The following is a 15755-nucleotide window of genomic DNA, read 5'->3' as shown; positions in this document are numbered from 1 at the left end:
TTACTTTATTTCATATTATACAACTAAAAAAGCAGTGAGCAAATATACTCACTACTAAAAAAAGTTATGAAAATACGACTGTCTTATTACCATTTACGATAACTTTATGTTCACAATGCCATTGCACCGCTCTTGCTAATACTTGAGATTCAACATGTCTACCTGTATGCTTCATATCTTGTGCAGTATATCTATGATTAACTCTTACAACATCCTGCTCAATAATTGGTCCTGCATCTAAGTCTTCCGTAACATAATGACTTGTAGCCCCTATTAATTTAACACCTCTTGTATAGGCTTGTTTATAAGGGTTGGCACCAATAAATGACGGCAAGAATGAATGGTGAATGTTAATAATTTTCAAGTGATGTCTTTCAACAAATACTGGTGATAATATTTGCATGTATTTCGCAAGTACAAGTAAATCGACATTGTAACTTTCACAAATTCTTGTAATTTCATCTTCACTTTCACGCTTAGTTTCTTTAGTTACGCTGACATGATGAAAAGGAATACCCATATCCTCAACAAATTTGCGATTATTCTCGTGATTACTAATGACACAACTGATTTCAATCGGAAATTCTTGTCTATTCGCACGTAACATAATTTCACTTAACGCATGGTCTTCTTTAGACACAAGTAACGCTGTTTTCACTTTTTCTTCAGCATCAAAAATTTGAAAATTAATCTTTCTATTTGTTAGTTCATTCTCTAAAAGCGATTTAACTTCATCGTTTTTATCAAATTCTATACGTAAATATAAATGGTTTTCTTCTTCTTGAATGTCTGTATAGTGATCTAAATGAAATATATTTGAATTTGTATCTTTTATAATAGTGGATATTAATGACGTAATGCCAATTTCATCTTTACAATCAGCCAATAATATATAATGCTTACTCATGTGCCTCATCCTTTGATTAATTTTGGAAATATTCTTACAATATCAACTATTATAAAATTTAATTTAAAAGAAAACAATAAATTACATCATCAGTTTCAGATGTAAACGTATTCATATATTATTTTTCCCAATACATAAATTGGTCTAGTTGTAATGATGCTAACGTTTCACGAATTAATCTTTTGCGGTCATAGTAATTAAGTCCATGTGATTTGAGTTTTGTAATCTTTCCTTCTTGAACGTATTCACCTTTATACAAATTTTTATCCTTCGATACTTTAATCGTCGACTTAGCGCCTTCTTTAGGAGATATAAATAATGGATCAAATATTTTATAAACTAAGTTCCCAAATGTTTGATTATATTTTGTTTTTCCTAAATTAGTTGAAACAGCACCTGGATGTACTGCCGTAACATGTAAGCCATCTTTTGAAAATTTTTCATGTAATTCTTGCATAAAATATAAAGTCGCAAGCTTAGATCTTCCATAAGACTTAATCGGATTAAACCTTAAAGGATATTTAAAGTTTCGTCTTCCAAGATGTGCAAATAAATATGCGCCAGATGATACGATAATAATTTGTTTGTCATGACTATTCATAATTGAACCAAATAATATATGCGTTAGCATAAAGTGTCCTAAATAGTTCGTACCAAACATTAATTCGTAACCATCTACTGTTTTTTGTCTTGTTAATGACATGACGCCTGCATTATTGATAAGACAGTCGACAAAAGGATATCGTTCTAAAACAAGTGTCGCAGCTTTCATAACATTTGCTAAATCTGATAAATTACACTTAATGACATCTACTGTTATATGTTGATGTTCCGCTTCTAAAAGCTTTTTTAAGTCATTGCCTTTATCAACATTTCTACATAACAAAATAATAATGTCATAATCGTGTGCTAATTCAATAACGGTTGATTTTCCTATTCCTGAAGTTGGTCCAGTGATTGCTAGAATTCTATTCGACATTGTTTATCTCCTTATTTTTATTGCTTTTTCACATAATGTTGATGTACATAAATCAGTTCTTTAGCCATTTCTTTAATGACTTCAGTAGAAATAAGTTGATCTTCAGCATGGGACAATAACAAATTTAAAGGAACATGCTCACCTGAAGCTTCTGATTGAATCAGGTCCTTATGCACTTTATGTCCTTCAACTAAAAATTGATTACCTTCAGAAACTAAGTTCTCAGATGTTTCAAAATTGCCTTCTTTTGCTTCTTGAATTGCTTGCATATAATTACTTTTTGCCATTCCTACATTTGTAATAATTTGAAAAGCAATTTGTTCATATTTTTCCATATTCTCACCTTATTCCATTAAGCTTTCGGCATGTTTCAATACACCTTCTCCATCCATCATGCCATATTGTTGCATATCAATAACGTCTACTGGTACTTTACCATTTGCTACTTTTTCTACTTGTGCTTTTTGAAATCTTACTTGTGGTCCTAGTAGAATAACATCTACTTCATCAACTTTTGTTTCTGCTTCTGATAAAGCTAACGCCTCAACTTCATAATCTTTACCTTCTTTATTTGCAGTATCTTGCATTTTTTTAACTAACATACTTGTAGACATACCCGCTGAGCAAACTAATAATATTTTTTTCATGTTAATCTTTCTCCTTTATATTAAATTTAAAATGTGCCCAAGGTTTTAAATAGTTGAGCAGTGGTAAATCATGTGGCTCAATTCTGCCAATCACATTGACTTTCCCAGTATTGAGCATTGGCTTTAATGCAATTTGTAATTCACCTTTATATTGACCATATTCTTCATTGTCTATTAATATGTCGCCTCGTTTAATAGCAACTGTATGATGTGCTGGAAATGGTTCATTTTTATATTTCACACGACTTTGTGTTGAACGAATCATATACTCACTGACATCACCTCTATAAAAATGTGGCTCTTCGATTGCAATTTTCTTCTCTAAGTCAGAAATTTCATCAAATAATTTTGCATCAAATGTAATCGGTTCATCTTTCAAATGACTCAAAATCTCTAATTCCGCTTCAGACGGGTAACAATTGCTGATAATGACATCATCTATCAACCCTGTAGCCCATAAATGTTGCGCTTGAGTCGTTACTGGTAAACCTCTATGATCTTCTAAAGTAGGCAAACCTTCAGTAACAGGCCATGGTCCAAAGTCACCTACTTTACTTGAAACAAATGCTGCTGTTCTTAAACCATATTTTTTGAATTTTTTACTACCTTCTAAAAAGAATGCTTCTGATATTCCTGCATATCGATGCGGATAAAAATTATGACATCCAACTAAACAAGCGCGATTCGGCTCAAAATCCATCACATTATCAATATAATGATTCATCACACTCATATTCAGTTCAATCTTAATGCCATAAGGATTATAGGTCATGTCACTTGTTTCTTTCGCTCCTACACCTTCATCAAGTCTAATACCGTCTACACCTAACTCATTGAAAAAAGATAAATCATTTGGTTCAATGCCTAGTACTTTAAATGTGCGAGGTGCCACATCTATAAAAATTTCAAAGTTTAAATTTTTAGCATAACGAATTGTTTTTTCAATTATAGGTAACAATGTCGCTTTATTTTCATCAGTAAGTTGCAATAAATTTGTAAATATTCTCGTATAACCGTACTGATGAGCTTTTTCGATATATTGAACATCTTCATCTTCATTTGATTTTCCTGGATATAAAGAAATTCCTAACCGTTTCATCAAACTTCACTTCCATTCGCAATATATTTCTTTTTTTATAATTTTGAATAATTTATCTATTTAGTTTATACTATAACAAAATTGAAGCGCTTACAAATGAAGGGGGATTTTTATGAATAACTTTGCTACATGGATAGAAGGCAAACTTTCAGGTCCAATGACAAAGCTTTCTAACCAGCGTCATTTACTCGCCATTCGTGACGGGGTCATTTCAGCACTTCCATTTATTATATTCGGCTCATTTTTCCTAATATTTGCGACACCACCGTTGCCTGAATCTTGGGCAATTACTCAGTGGGCAACAGAACATGCTGAGCAAATTTTAATTCCATATAGAATGACGATGTTTATCATGAGTTTGTATATTGTGTTTGGTATAGGTTACAATCTCGCCAAATCCTATGACTTAGATCCATTGTCAGCAGCACAACTTTCCACTGCTGCATTCTTATTAACAATCGCACCAACTATGGATAAAAAATTAGGTTTCGTATTACCAATGACCAATTTAGGCGGTCATGGTCTATTTGTTGCAATGTTTGTTGCAATCTTCTCAGTAGAAATATATCGATTATGTAAAAATAAAAATATTACGATCAAGATGCCACCTCAAGTACCGCCATCAGTAAGTCGCTCATTTGAATCTTTAATCCCAGTAGTTTTTGTACTCGGTGCAATGAGTATCATTACAGTAGTGTTCCAACTTGATTTACATACACTCGTTGATAAAATCGTAGGTCCACTCGTCTTTGCAGGAGATACATTACCTGGTGTACTAGTACCTGTATTCTTAACAACTTTCTTCTGGGCATTTGGTATTCATGGTATGTCGATTGTCGGGACAATCGAACGTCCTTTATGGGAAGTTTATTTAGCTAAAAATGCCGAAGCACATGCTGCTGGAGAACCATTACCACATATAGCACCAGAAACATTTTTCCAATGGTTTGTTTGGATAGGCGGCGCAGGTGCTACATTAGGACTTGTCATTTGTATATTATTATTTGCAAAATCTCAGTTCTTGAAGAAATTCGGTAAAGCCGTATCAATACCATCATTATTTAATATTAATGAACCAGTAATTTTTGGATTGCCAATCGTATTAAACCCAATCATGGTTATTCCATTTATTATCATTCCGTTAGTATTAACCATTATAACCTACTTAGCAACATTGTTAGGACTCGTAAATGCCACAAGCGTAATGGCACCTTGGACATTACCAGCTCCAATCGGTGCATACTTAGCAACAGGTGGCGATTGGCGAGCAATCGTACTCGTACTATTTAATATCGCCGTATCAGTCATAATATATTTCCCATTCTTCAAAATGTACGACCGTAAAATGGTCTTAGAAGAAAGCGGCGAATCAAAAGAACAAATCGAACAAGATATGAAAGAAGGCAAATAGTAGGAAAAGAGGAATCCTCAGGGACACAGTTTCATATGTCCCTGAGGGTTTTTATTGTGATATGTGGGAAATGTCACGCCTTAATTTAGGTATTAAGACGAAATGTGCGGAATCTCTTGGCTTAAGTTGGATATTAAGCCATGACTTGGACGATCTCTTGGCTTAAGCTAGACGTTAAGCCATGACTTCGGCTATCTCTTGGCTTAAGTTAGACGTTAAGCCAAGACTTGGACGATCTCTTGGCTTAAGTCAGTAGTTAAGCAAAGACATGGATGAGTTCTCGTGTGCTTACTTCTCCTTTAACTCACATCTTTCCACATCCATATTCAACAACACTCTGCACCATACCCAATACACCTTCGCCCCCATAGGTCCATACTCAACAAACCTCCACACACAAAAACAAACCCTTACCCCCATATTCCTCATTCCACAAAAAAGCCTGATACAGCTATTGAACTGTACCAGGCCATCCCTACTATATTAAATAATAATATCAATAAAGAACCATATGATCATGACTACCATAATCAATGCTTTTGCTATTGAGCTTGTTAAGAATCCAAGTAATGATCCTACACTTGCATTTGTTGCAGCTGCGATATCACCTTTTTGAATAATTTCTGTTACAAATACTAATACAAATGGAACGATTATGATTCCAAATGGAGGAAATACGAAACAACCGATGATGACACCGACTGCTGCCATTGTCTCTCCTAATTTAGAACCACCAAATTTCTTAACGAAATAACTATTCATAATAATATCTGACAAGATCATAAATATTGTAAATACAATCATTACTACCCAAAATATCCAAGACAATTTGCTTGAATCAATTGCAAAGTGATAAATGAAGTACCCTATCCATATAAATAATACGGATGGAATAATAGGTTTCACTAATCCTATAAATGCAATTACAAACATTAAAATAATTAATATCCAACTTATTGCTGTCATTTTGATATCTCCTAACTTACTTTAGTTTCGTTATGTGTCGTATGTTCTACTGTGAATATAAGTAATACAAATGCTACTGCTATTGATAAACTTGAAACAAAGAATACATTGCCTAGTCCAACTATATCACTCATAATACCACCTAATAAATTTCCACCTAACTGCCCGATGACCATTGCATTGGCAAACAATGTCGATGCGTATCCAGGAAATTCTGGTAAAATATCTTGAAAATAACTAATACCTAAGCCTAGTAAAATAGCTAAGAAAAATGCTAACGCTAGTTGTCCTATTAACATTGCTACGAAACTATCAAACACCCCGATGCTAAAGTAATAACCGAATCCAAAAATAGAACCAACCATTAATAATGTTTTTGTTTTGAACTTACTTGCAATAATACCAAGTATAATCATAAACGGAACTTCTAATCCCGCACATAAACTTGCTAAATATCCGACATGTGATTCATTATCTTTAAGATATTCTGTTACATATAATGGCATATTCAGCGTATACATCCACTGACCAACATGTAACAAAATGAATGCTAAGAATGGTATTAATAATGTCGGTTCTTTCATTAAGTTTGGTGCTTTCTTTTCTGTAAAATTACCGATAGCATTTTTAATAACTTTTTTCGGTTCTTTATAAAATATAATTAATAATACTAAAACTGTTAAAAATAGTGCCACCGTTCCACCAAACAATCCATCATATCCAAAGGTACTTAACAATACTGTACCAATTAAAGGACCAAATAAAAATCCTAATGAAAATGTAGAACGTAGAACTGTATTAGCAAATATACTTCTATCTTTATAAGCTGATTCATTAATTGATTCACGTGCTGAGGCATACATTTGAGGCATTGCTGGTGCAGCTAAACCTTGGAACATTGCGTAAAGTGCAATAAACACCCAAATTGTATGTATGTAGAAATAAATGGAGAAACATAATGCACCCATAATAAGAGCGGTAATGATAAGATATTTACGATTAATTTTGCCACTATCTGAAAATCTAGCAACAATAGAGTTCACTGTAAATGAAGCTCCTGCTGCAAGCGCCATTAACAACCCATATTGTCCTTTCGTCATGCCTAAATGTTGCGTCGCATACAACACTAGAAATGGAACAGTAATCGCAACTGCCATACCAAGTAAACCCATATTTGCAGTAAAGAGTTTATAATTTTTTATTTGAAATAATTTCAAAAACATGAATTCACAACTTCCTATATTTTATTATATGCTTGTACTTTAAAGCTTATCCTCTGCTACGTCAATGCTTTATTGCTATAATTCACATTAACCGGTAAAATCATTATTAAATATTGAAAAAAGGAGTCATTCTAGTGAATTACAAAGTAGATTATATATCAGTCGGAAAAATTGCTAACATCACATTTAGGGATCAAAAATCTAAAAAAACTGCCATTTTCAAAGAACCTTTTAAAGATAAAATGTACTTAACACATACAGGCTTTGTTGAAGACGAACAGCAATACAAAGGACACGGCGGACCTGAAAAAGCACTCTGTTTTTACAGCAAAGATAACTACGCATATTGGGATGACATTATTGATTTGTTACCAAAATATGCAATTTTCGGCGAGAATATAACCGTTTCAGGTTTAACAGAAGAAGATTTAAACATTGGTGACACTTACGAACTTGGTGAAGCGATCATTCAAGTTTCATGTCCAAGACAACCTTGCGCTACAATCGCACAACGATATGGCATTAAAGATTTAGTTAAACGCATGGCTGATAGTTATAGAACAGGCTGTTACTTCAGAGTATTAAAAGAAGGATACGTTTCACAGAATGACAATATGAGATTAATTGAGCAAACTGAGCCTAAACTATCGATTTATGAATTGAATGAAACACGATTTAATGATAGTAAAAATCTACAACGTATCGACAATATTTTAAATCACGAAGCGATTAATGATGAAACCCGCGAAATATTTACTAAGTTAAGAAAGCGTCTGTCATAGAAATCAATATAACAAAAGCAGAAAAGCAATCCATACAGATTGCTTTTCTGCTTTTTATTTTTTTCCTATCTCAAGTTGATTAATATAGTTCTTTAAGACTTCTATGAATGATTTCACTTGTGGTAATTGTAATACGTTATGTTCATAACATATATATGTAGATCTTGTCAGTGGTTTACGCATGACATTTAATTTCTTGATTTCAAATTTATCTGTATCGATATCACCTATAACGAGTTCAGGTAAGACTGTTACACCTACACCATTTAATAATAATGCTTTACATGTAGCGATTTGATCGACTTTAATCAGTGCATGGTATTCTTGTTGTAAGTAATCTGTATACCATTCTTCTATTTGTTTTAAGTAAATAGGTTCTGCTTGAAACTCGATCATTGGTAAAAGGTGTAGATCTTGTTTTCTATTTTTAGGATATATAAAGTAATGCTGCTCATTAAGTAGGAGATCATTTTGAACATTCATAACTTCGTTGCCTCTTACGACCATGATGTGAAAGTCATTCTGATATTGTTTAATGTGTTCACTTGAACCAATTTGTAATTGTATATCCACATTAGGATATAAGTGCGTGTATTCTCCTAATACTTGTGGGAGAATGGTCTGTCCAATTAATGAAGATACCCCTATTGAAATGCTACCATTTACTTCGCCTATTTTAGAACTGATTTTATCTAATAATAAACGTTCTTCTTTTAACATTTTTCGAGCGTGCTCAATGACTAGTGAACCTTCATTTGTTGTAATAAGTTGCTTCTTTGTTCTTATAAAAATATCTATACCGAAAAAGTTTTCAATTGTTTTTAACCTTTGACTTACTGCCGGCTGAGATATATATAGAATGTCTGCTGCCTTCCTTAATGTCTTTACGTCTTCTAATGTTACCAGTAACTTATAATCGTCTACTTTCAATTGACACACACTCCTTACTTTCATTATATTATAACACGATTTGCCTACACGACCACGCCTACAACTTTAGACCGAAATATAAATTTTTTTATTTCATAAATTGAAAGTCGATTCATAATTCGTTATAGTTGACCATGTACATTAAATAGGAAGGATCATATCATGCTTATTATAGAAATTATTAAATATGTTTTTCTTGGGTTACTTCAAGGTATAACTGAACCAATTCCGGTTTCTTCAAGTGGACACCTTGTGATGGCACAAGAATTTTTAGGATTACATACGGACGGTTTAACATTTGAAATTGTTGTGAATACCGCTTCATTAATTGCCGTGCTTATCTTATTTAGAAAAGATATTATCACGCTTATTGTTGATACACTTAAATATATTAAAGGTGACCGTACCGAATCTATTAAGAAAAATTTCCAACTTGCTATGTACTTAGTCATTGCAACGATTCCTGCAGGTGTTCTAGGTATTATCTTTAAAGATATTATTGGAGATACTAAAAGTGTGATTATGGTAGGTATCATGCTTATCGTCACTGGTATCGCATTGTGGTTTATTAAGAATAAACGTGGACAAAAGCTTGAAAAAGATTTGTCACTTAAAGATGCTATTATCGTAGGTCTATTTCAAGCAGTTGCCTTAATACCTGGACTAAGTCGAAGTGGTGCAACGATTGTTGGTGCATTAGGTGTAGGTATGAACCAAAAAACAGCATTTAAATTCTCATTCTTACTATATATCCCGGTAAGTTTAGGTACAGCTTTACTTGGTATTAAAGATATTGTTGAAACACCACCCGATACATCATTGATGATTTCATATGTATTTGCATTTATTGCATCTCTTGTAGCAAGTTATTTCTCTCTAAAATGGTTACAAGGCATTATGGAACGTGGTCAATTAGGTATCTTTAGTAAATATTGTTTCATCGTAGGACCATTAGCAATTATACTAGCGCTAATCTTCTTATAATAAAAAAACGAGGAATTCCAACTTTAAAGGGATTCCTCGTTTTTATATAGAAATATGCCATAACATTGTGGTTAAATCACTTCGCATTCATAATTTCGTGAAAACAATATCTGATTTTCTTTTCAATTCCTTTGAAATCCGTCTCTAATTTAAACATAATTTCATGAGCTGTAACATATGCCTTATGGAATTGGGCTTTGGATATTTTCTTCTCTTTAAGCATTCTTTCTAAATCATCTTCATCAACAAGTTCATATTCACCCGACTTCGGTATCACTAAAACATCAAGACATAAATCTAATGTTCTAGCATTTCCAAGTTGTGTGATATTCCTCAAATTCACATCAAAATAGTATTGTACTGGTTTATTTTGTTTATCGTACATTACAGTAATACTATATGGCTTCTTTTCAGGTAAGATTTGCATCCACTTATATCCATTATCCGCAACTGTAATTTCCCTGCCGACCACATTTACTTGTAAGGGCTCTTTTACTTGTACCATTGTTACTAATCCTACAAGCCCATGAAAATGATTGGTGTCCAATACAACTTCTTTATATTCGCGATTAAGGAGACGTCGCCAATGACGTTTGTCAATATACTTAACTTTCATAAGTTACCAACTCCTTTTTTACATTATATAAAAAACCATGTCTAATTCAAAGCATTCAATATAGAATTTCATAAATTAAATTACTATTCTAAAAAAACACTACAAGAAACAGTGCTGTTTCTTGTAGTGTTTAAACAATTAAACATTAATATATAATTTAAAAATACAAAATGAATTTATATTTTTATATCTAGGAGTCGTTACTATTCTTTTGATAAATAATGAGATTTACCTTTTAAGAATAAACTTAAAATTAAAGCAATCACACTGAATAAAGTTGCAATCCAGAATGCATCGTTAATACCTTGAACTGTAGCCAGTTTGTTGAAGAATGTAAATAGTGCAGTTGTACCTGCTTCTTCTCCACCAACAGATTCTGATAAAGCTTTAATTTGTTCTTGTATCATAGGATTTGTTGAATCCATATTATCTGACATATTTGCCAAATGTGTTGTCGTATTTTGAGTCATAACTGTAACTAGAATGGCTGTACCGATTGACCCTGCTAATTGCCTTACAGTATTACTAATTGCATTACCATGCGGAATTAATCGTTGTGGTAATGAATTCATTCCTGCTGTCATAATTGGCATCATGATGAAACTCATACCAAATGAACGGACAATATAAATAACAAGTATTGTTGTATATGGTGTATCCATATTTAACTGTGTCAATTCCCAAGTAGCAAATGTCATAATTGTTAAACCAATTAAAGCGAGTGGTTTAATACCAAATGAATCTAACATTTTACCAGCTATAGGACCCATGAAGCCCATTATAAGTGAACCTGGTAATAGTAATAACCCTGAATCTAGTGGTGTGAAACCACGTAAGTTCTGTAGGTAGATTGGTAATAAAATCATACCACCGAATAAACTCATTGTTACGATAACGTTAATGATTGTAGTCAATGTAAAGCCTGAATATTTTAATGCTGACATATCAAGCATTGGATTTTTCATTCTGACTTCACGAATAACAAATAATGCTGTAAAGATTACACCGATAATCAATGATAATGAAACTGTTAAAGAAGTCCATCCATCGTTACCCGCTTCACTAAATCCATAAAGCAATAATCCAAATCCTAAAGTACTAAAGATAATACCTTGAACGTCTGGTTTTGGATTAGATGTTTTTTGATAGATTCTAAACCAGAAGAAACTAATAAATATTGCCACTAAACCAATCGCAAACATACCATAGAACATGATGTTCCAATGATAATTTTGGACAATCCAACCTGATAATGTTGGTCCAATTGCTGGCGCTAGAATAAACGCAATACCTAAAGTACCCATTGCCGCACCACGTTTTTCTGGTGGGAATATTGTCATAAATACATTTGAACCTAATGGCATTAACACACCTGCACCAACTGCTTGGATAACACGGCCTGTCATCATCATTGGGAAGTTAAATGATAGCGCACATATAATTGATCCAATCGTAAACAGCGTCATTGCTATAAGAAATAGTCTTCTGTATGAATATTTACTTATTAGAAATGCACTGATTGGTATTAGAATACCATTCACTAACATAAATCCTGTCATTAACCACTGTCCTGTAGACGCTGAAATACTAAACTCATTGTTAATAACCGGTAAAGCAACATTTAATAATGTTTGGTTTAAAATAGCTATAAACATACCAAACATCATCGCAACTAAAATTTTGTTTCTTGAAATACCTTTGCCATATACGAAATTGACATGATGTTTTTTAATTTGTTCATTAATTGGTTCGTCTTCGTTTAATTCCATACCACGATCAGATAATTCAGTATGCTCATGTGATTCATCTGAATCTTTATCCTGACCTTCAGAAGACATATTGTTTGAAGTCGTTTCATTCATCTCCGAGTCAGATGACTTACGTTCAGCTTCCATTTTCTCAATATTTGAACGTACTATTTGATGATCAACATCATCATCTTTTGATTTCAATTGTGTTTCTTTATTCTCTGTTGTTTCATCAGTTACTTGCTTAGAAACTGATTTACTTTTTTTGCGTTTTAAAACAAATGCATTAATTCCAATCCATAATAGGATTGCTACAATTATATAAGCCACCGTAAAGGTTGATGTCATAATACACCCTCCTTAATTCTTGTGGATTCGAACTTCAACATTCATTCCTGGAACAACATTTGTTGATGGCTTAGAATCAAATGTGATTTTCACTGGAACAACTTGTGTCACCTTTGTATAGTTTCCATTACTATTTGATGAAGGCATCAATGAGAAACTTGATGCAGTTGCTAATCCAACTTGAGACACTTTACCTTTAACACTAGCTTCTTGTCCGTCGATATACACGTCAACAGCTTGTCCTTTTTCAACATCTTCTACATCTGTATCGTCAATGTTTGCTGTTACATATAAATCATCAAAGTTATATGCATATGCAATTGGTGATCCAGCTTGAACTAAACTGTTTTCTGTTGCAGAAGTTTTTACGATTGTACTTTTAGATGGTGCTTTAATGTCCATTTCTTGAGACTGTCCATCTTCACCTTTACCAGCTACTTCTCCGATTTTGTCGCCTTTGTCATAAGTTTTACCTTCTTTAGCGTCGAAGCTTGTTAAGTTACCTGATACTGGGCTAGCAATTTTGATTTGCTCACCGTCAACTTTTGCATTTTCTGTTTTTACATAATCTGTTGCTTCACTATAATAATGGAATCCTACTAGACCGATAGCCACTAAAATTACTATAGTGATAACATTTACAAGCACTATTTTTTTCATTACTTTATTTCCTCCAAATTTCAATGATTTATTCATTATACGGCTCTAGAATGATGATTTAAACCAACAAATTAAATAAGTTTGTCGGGTTAAGATGGCGGAAAAATCAGATAATTATTCATAATATCTACATATTTAAATGGTATATGAATGTATCTTTGAACGGCTTTTTGTTAAAATATTAGGTATGTATTTATTCGAGGTGACCTATGAAAAAACATGCGAGACAACTAATCATAAGTAATATGGTTTACTTATTAGAACATTATCATTTTGATGAAATCACAATAAAAATGTTATGTGCAGAATGTGGTATCAATCGTTCAACATTTTACGCACATTTTAAAGATAAATATGAAACGTATGAAGAAATTAAACAGTTTCATATGACGAACTATGAAACATTAATGGATAATATAGAGCGATCTATTCTTGAAACCCCTGATAAAAGAAGAAAGTATGTTAAACAGTACTTTACGAATGTCTTTTACTACATATCAAGACATCAGAGATTTTTCACAAGCGTCTTCGTTGTCCATCCAGAAAAAGAACTCATCATCAGTTTTATCAAACTTATTAAATTAAGATTTGAAAAATTGATTACACAAATAGGTACACTTCAAGACGTCAATTTCTTCCTAGACTATACAGTCGGTGGTCAAATCGCTACCATTTATAGTTGGCTAAAAAACGGCTGTGTAGAGAAACCAGAAAAAATGGCAGATATTATGTATCGGAACATTATTAAGATTAATAGATAATGGTGCAATCTCTCTGTCTTCGTGCGTTATACCCTTATTTTGTGCCTTAGCGCACGATATCTCCGAGTCTTCGTGCGTTATACCCTGCTCTTCCTACTTATCAAAAAAAGACATTCACCTTAACGATGAATGTCTTTTTTATATACTGTTAAAAGCTTGATAAACCTGTACTTTCTTGAATTCTATATAATACTTTTTTCCAAAGTGCTTCGTCTTTGAATTCATCGTATTGTGCAGTCATATCGTGTTCACTATTATTCCAAGATTGTTTAAAGTTATTGGATAATTTTTTAAAGGCTGCATCATTTTGTTTACCTTTAATGATGATATCTGATTCTAAATTATAATCTCCAATGTTTCTTTTTGTTAAATTGGATGAGCCTAATATCATTGTGGCACGATTGTTTTCATTTTGCTCAAACAACATATATTTAGAGTGATATTGTTCGCCATTTGATCGAGCCCATCGTAATTTAATGCTTCCTTTTGAGCGATTGATTAATTCACTTGCAACCGGCTTATTTGGTACGCCTGGCTTTTCTTTACCAAATGCTTCTTTATTAATATCAAGTATCAGTTTGATATCTATATTTCTTTTAGAAGCTTTAATCAACTCATCAATCACATCTCTGTCTGAAAGATAAAACATACCTATTGAAATATGGTCTTTAGATTGTGCTTTTTTAATATTTTGAATGACTTGATTTTTAATTTTACCTTCAGTTGCTAATTGCACACTATACTTCGCGTTATCATTCCAGCTATTGTTTTTAATTTTGAAATCACTTGGTGAGTATCGACCACCACTCATATTCGCAACTGCAATTTCTGATTTAATAATTGCATTTTGAATTGGACCTGATACTCTAACTCCAACATTTTGATGATAACCACTTGGATCATGTGGATTACTAGATAAGATCATGCCATGTTTTTCTGTAACTAAAGTCTTTCTATGATTTGCTTTCATATTTAAAATATTTAAATAACCTCTAACCGTAACGTCTGGTGCTTCAGGGCTTAATGGATTACTTAACTTACCATTTTCATTATTACCAAACCATTGGAAAAATGTTCGATACATACCTGAATAAATCGGGTTAGAATCTCTTAATTCATTAAGATTTGTATAATAGACGTCTATATTATTGGCTTTTAAATTCTTAATATTATCAGGCGTGTATGAACCGTAGAATGAATTAATCGGATCTGTGATCACAATAATTCTCATATCTGGGTTTTCTTTTTTCTTATCAATTAAAGATTGCGTAAGACGTTTAGATATTTTTGGATAAGTCTTATCTCCCGTTTGATAATGATTAAATAAGAACATATCCATAATAATAAAATCATCCGCTTCTTTAATCGTCTCATTTACTTTATCAAATATTTCTTGATTGTATTGCATCTTATTCCCGTTTTTATAAGTGACATCTGTTAATAGTTCCACATGGTCTGTCATAGTTTCTGAGCTCAATTTTGAAACGCCATGTGGTAAAGGTTTAAACACATGATAAATACTCATAGCTATCACAATTCCAATAATCAATAAAAGGAATCCATAAATATATTTCTTTTTATTTTTACGCTTTGACTTATCATTTTTCTTTTTTCTTTTTACAGACTGACTTTTCTTTTTGATATTTTTCTTTTTATTAGCCAAGTGTTTAATCCCCTCCTTTTTATTTATTATA

General features: G+C 32.5%; 16 protein-coding genes. 4 read left to right on the top strand and 12 right to left on the bottom strand.

Going from position 1 to position 15755, the window contains the following annotated elements; translation table 11 throughout:
• Positions 1-64 precede the first annotated feature (64 nt).
• The 5 genes from purU to MHH94_RS02900 form a co-directional block, all read right to left on the bottom strand.
• Positions 65-907: a formyltetrahydrofolate deformylase gene (gene purU / locus MHH94_RS02920; protein WP_048541231.1), complete on the bottom strand. Its 843-nt coding sequence runs from the start codon at positions 905-907 to the stop codon at positions 65-67.
• A 118-nt stretch (positions 908-1025) separates the two neighbouring features.
• Positions 1026-1886 carry an SDR family NAD(P)-dependent oxidoreductase gene (locus MHH94_RS02915; protein ID WP_048541233.1) on the bottom strand — a complete coding sequence of 287 codons (861 nt, stop codon included), beginning with the start codon at positions 1884-1886 and terminating at the stop codon, positions 1026-1028.
• A gap of 17 nt (positions 1887-1903) precedes the next feature.
• Positions 1904-2221 (bottom strand): PTS lactose/cellobiose transporter subunit IIA, encoded by a 318-nt coding sequence (locus MHH94_RS02910; RefSeq protein WP_058591213.1) that lies wholly within the window; start codon positions 2219-2221, stop codon positions 1904-1906.
• A gap of 9 nt (positions 2222-2230) precedes the next feature.
• Entirely contained in the window at positions 2231-2533 is a 303-nt protein-coding gene (locus MHH94_RS02905; RefSeq protein WP_037589973.1) for a PTS sugar transporter subunit IIB, read from the bottom strand.
• Position 2534: 1 nt separating this feature from the next.
• Positions 2535-3632 (bottom strand): DUF871 domain-containing protein, encoded by a 1098-nt coding sequence (locus tag MHH94_RS02900; RefSeq protein ID WP_078354984.1) that lies wholly within the window; start codon positions 3630-3632, stop codon positions 2535-2537.
• 112 nt (positions 3633-3744) lie between these two features.
• Between MHH94_RS02900 and MHH94_RS02895 the strand changes: the two genes are divergently transcribed.
• On the top strand, positions 3745-5043 hold the full coding sequence (locus MHH94_RS02895) for a PTS sugar transporter subunit IIC (RefSeq protein ID WP_106417435.1): 1299 nt from the start codon (positions 3745-3747) through the stop codon (positions 5041-5043).
• 483 nt (positions 5044-5526) lie between these two features.
• Here MHH94_RS02895 and MHH94_RS02890 read toward each other — a convergent pair whose 3' ends face one another.
• Together MHH94_RS02890 and MHH94_RS02885 are read right to left on the bottom strand one after the other, a co-directional pair.
• Entirely contained in the window at positions 5527-6009 is a 483-nt protein-coding gene (locus MHH94_RS02890) for a DUF456 domain-containing protein (RefSeq protein WP_049319952.1), read from the bottom strand.
• Between the two features lie 11 nt (positions 6010-6020).
• The gene (locus tag MHH94_RS02885; protein WP_048541241.1) at positions 6021-7232 is read right to left on the bottom strand and encodes a sugar efflux transporter; all 1212 of its coding nucleotides are present in this window, start codon (positions 7230-7232) and stop codon (positions 6021-6023) included.
• A 134-nt stretch (positions 7233-7366) separates the two neighbouring features.
• On the opposite strand from MHH94_RS02885, the gene MHH94_RS02880 reads away from it, so the two are divergent.
• Positions 7367-8014 (top strand): MOSC domain-containing protein, encoded by a 648-nt coding sequence (locus MHH94_RS02880; RefSeq protein WP_106417434.1) that lies wholly within the window; start codon positions 7367-7369, stop codon positions 8012-8014.
• Positions 8015-8068: 54 nt separating this feature from the next.
• Here MHH94_RS02880 and MHH94_RS02875 read toward each other — a convergent pair whose 3' ends face one another.
• Positions 8069-8944: a LysR family transcriptional regulator gene (locus tag MHH94_RS02875; RefSeq protein ID WP_049319949.1), complete on the bottom strand. Its 876-nt coding sequence runs from the start codon at positions 8942-8944 to the stop codon at positions 8069-8071.
• Between the two features lie 162 nt (positions 8945-9106).
• Between MHH94_RS02875 and MHH94_RS02870 the strand changes: the two genes are divergently transcribed.
• A complete protein-coding gene (locus tag MHH94_RS02870) occupies positions 9107-9928 on the top strand; it encodes an undecaprenyl-diphosphate phosphatase (RefSeq protein ID WP_048541246.1) in 822 nt (273 codons plus the stop codon).
• A 76-nt stretch (positions 9929-10004) separates the two neighbouring features.
• On the opposite strand, the gene MHH94_RS02865 is transcribed toward MHH94_RS02870, so the two are convergent.
• The 3 genes from MHH94_RS02865 to MHH94_RS02855 form a co-directional block, all read right to left on the bottom strand.
• Entirely contained in the window at positions 10005-10544 is a 540-nt protein-coding gene (locus MHH94_RS02865) for a DUF402 domain-containing protein (RefSeq protein ID WP_106417433.1), read from the bottom strand.
• A gap of 203 nt (positions 10545-10747) precedes the next feature.
• Positions 10748-12640 carry a DHA2 family efflux MFS transporter permease subunit gene (locus MHH94_RS02860; protein ID WP_048541248.1) on the bottom strand — a complete coding sequence of 631 codons (1893 nt, stop codon included), beginning with the start codon at positions 12638-12640 and terminating at the stop codon, positions 10748-10750.
• Positions 12641-12652: 12 nt separating this feature from the next.
• Positions 12653-13300, bottom strand: a complete 648-nt coding sequence (locus tag MHH94_RS02855; RefSeq protein ID WP_025907364.1) for an HlyD family secretion protein — start codon at positions 13298-13300, stop codon at positions 12653-12655.
• Between the two features lie 209 nt (positions 13301-13509).
• Here MHH94_RS02855 and MHH94_RS02850 point away from each other — a divergent pair, with 209 nt between their 5' ends.
• Positions 13510-14061: a TetR/AcrR family transcriptional regulator gene (locus MHH94_RS02850; protein WP_048541250.1), complete on the top strand. Its 552-nt coding sequence runs from the start codon at positions 13510-13512 to the stop codon at positions 14059-14061.
• A gap of 148 nt (positions 14062-14209) precedes the next feature.
• Here MHH94_RS02850 and MHH94_RS02845 read toward each other — a convergent pair whose 3' ends face one another.
• On the bottom strand, positions 14210-15724 hold the full coding sequence (locus tag MHH94_RS02845) for a phospholipase D-like domain-containing protein (protein ID WP_084755737.1): 1515 nt from the start codon (positions 15722-15724) through the stop codon (positions 14210-14212).
• Between the last annotated feature and the right edge of the window lie 31 nt (positions 15725-15755).

Origin of the sequence: Mammaliicoccus sp. FSL K6-3158, assembly GCF_038005105.1 — a bacterium.
In the GTDB taxonomy this organism is placed as follows: domain Bacteria; phylum Bacillota; class Bacilli; order Staphylococcales; family Staphylococcaceae; genus Mammaliicoccus; species Mammaliicoccus sciuri.
The sequence above is the reverse complement of the archived record's forward strand: the minus strand, read 5'-3'. Positions and strand labels throughout refer to the sequence as shown.

Excerpts from the sequence above, each read along its gene's own strand:
- MHH94_RS02860 (WP_048541248.1), bottom strand. The coding sequence starts at position 12,640 with ATGACATCAACCTTTACGGTGGCTTATATAATTGTAGCAATCCTATTA.
- purU (WP_048541231.1), bottom strand. The coding sequence starts at position 907 with ATGAGTAAGCATTATATATTATTGGCTGATTGTAAAGATGAAATTGGC.
- MHH94_RS02910 (WP_058591213.1), bottom strand. The coding sequence starts at position 2,221 with ATGGAAAAATATGAACAAATTGCTTTTCAAATTATTACAAATGTAGGA.
- MHH94_RS02870 (WP_048541246.1), top strand. The coding sequence starts at position 9,107 with ATGCTTATTATAGAAATTATTAAATATGTTTTTCTTGGGTTACTTCAA.
- MHH94_RS02885 (WP_048541241.1), bottom strand. The coding sequence starts at position 7,232 with ATGTTTTTGAAATTATTTCAAATAAAAAATTATAAACTCTTTACTGCA.
- MHH94_RS02890 (WP_049319952.1), bottom strand. The coding sequence starts at position 6,009 with ATGACAGCAATAAGTTGGATATTAATTATTTTAATGTTTGTAATTGCA.
- MHH94_RS02900 (WP_078354984.1), bottom strand. The coding sequence starts at position 3,632 with ATGAAACGGTTAGGAATTTCTTTATATCCAGGAAAATCAAATGAAGAT.
- MHH94_RS02895 (WP_106417435.1), top strand. The coding sequence starts at position 3,745 with ATGAATAACTTTGCTACATGGATAGAAGGCAAACTTTCAGGTCCAATG.
- MHH94_RS02865 (WP_106417433.1), bottom strand. The coding sequence starts at position 10,544 with ATGAAAGTTAAGTATATTGACAAACGTCATTGGCGACGTCTCCTTAAT.
- MHH94_RS02850 (WP_048541250.1), top strand. The coding sequence starts at position 13,510 with ATGAAAAAACATGCGAGACAACTAATCATAAGTAATATGGTTTACTTA.
- MHH94_RS02905 (WP_037589973.1), bottom strand. The coding sequence starts at position 2,533 with ATGAAAAAAATATTATTAGTTTGCTCAGCGGGTATGTCTACAAGTATG.
- MHH94_RS02855 (WP_025907364.1), bottom strand. The coding sequence starts at position 13,300 with ATGAAAAAAATAGTGCTTGTAAATGTTATCACTATAGTAATTTTAGTG.
- MHH94_RS02915 (WP_048541233.1), bottom strand. The coding sequence starts at position 1,886 with ATGTCGAATAGAATTCTAGCAATCACTGGACCAACTTCAGGAATAGGA.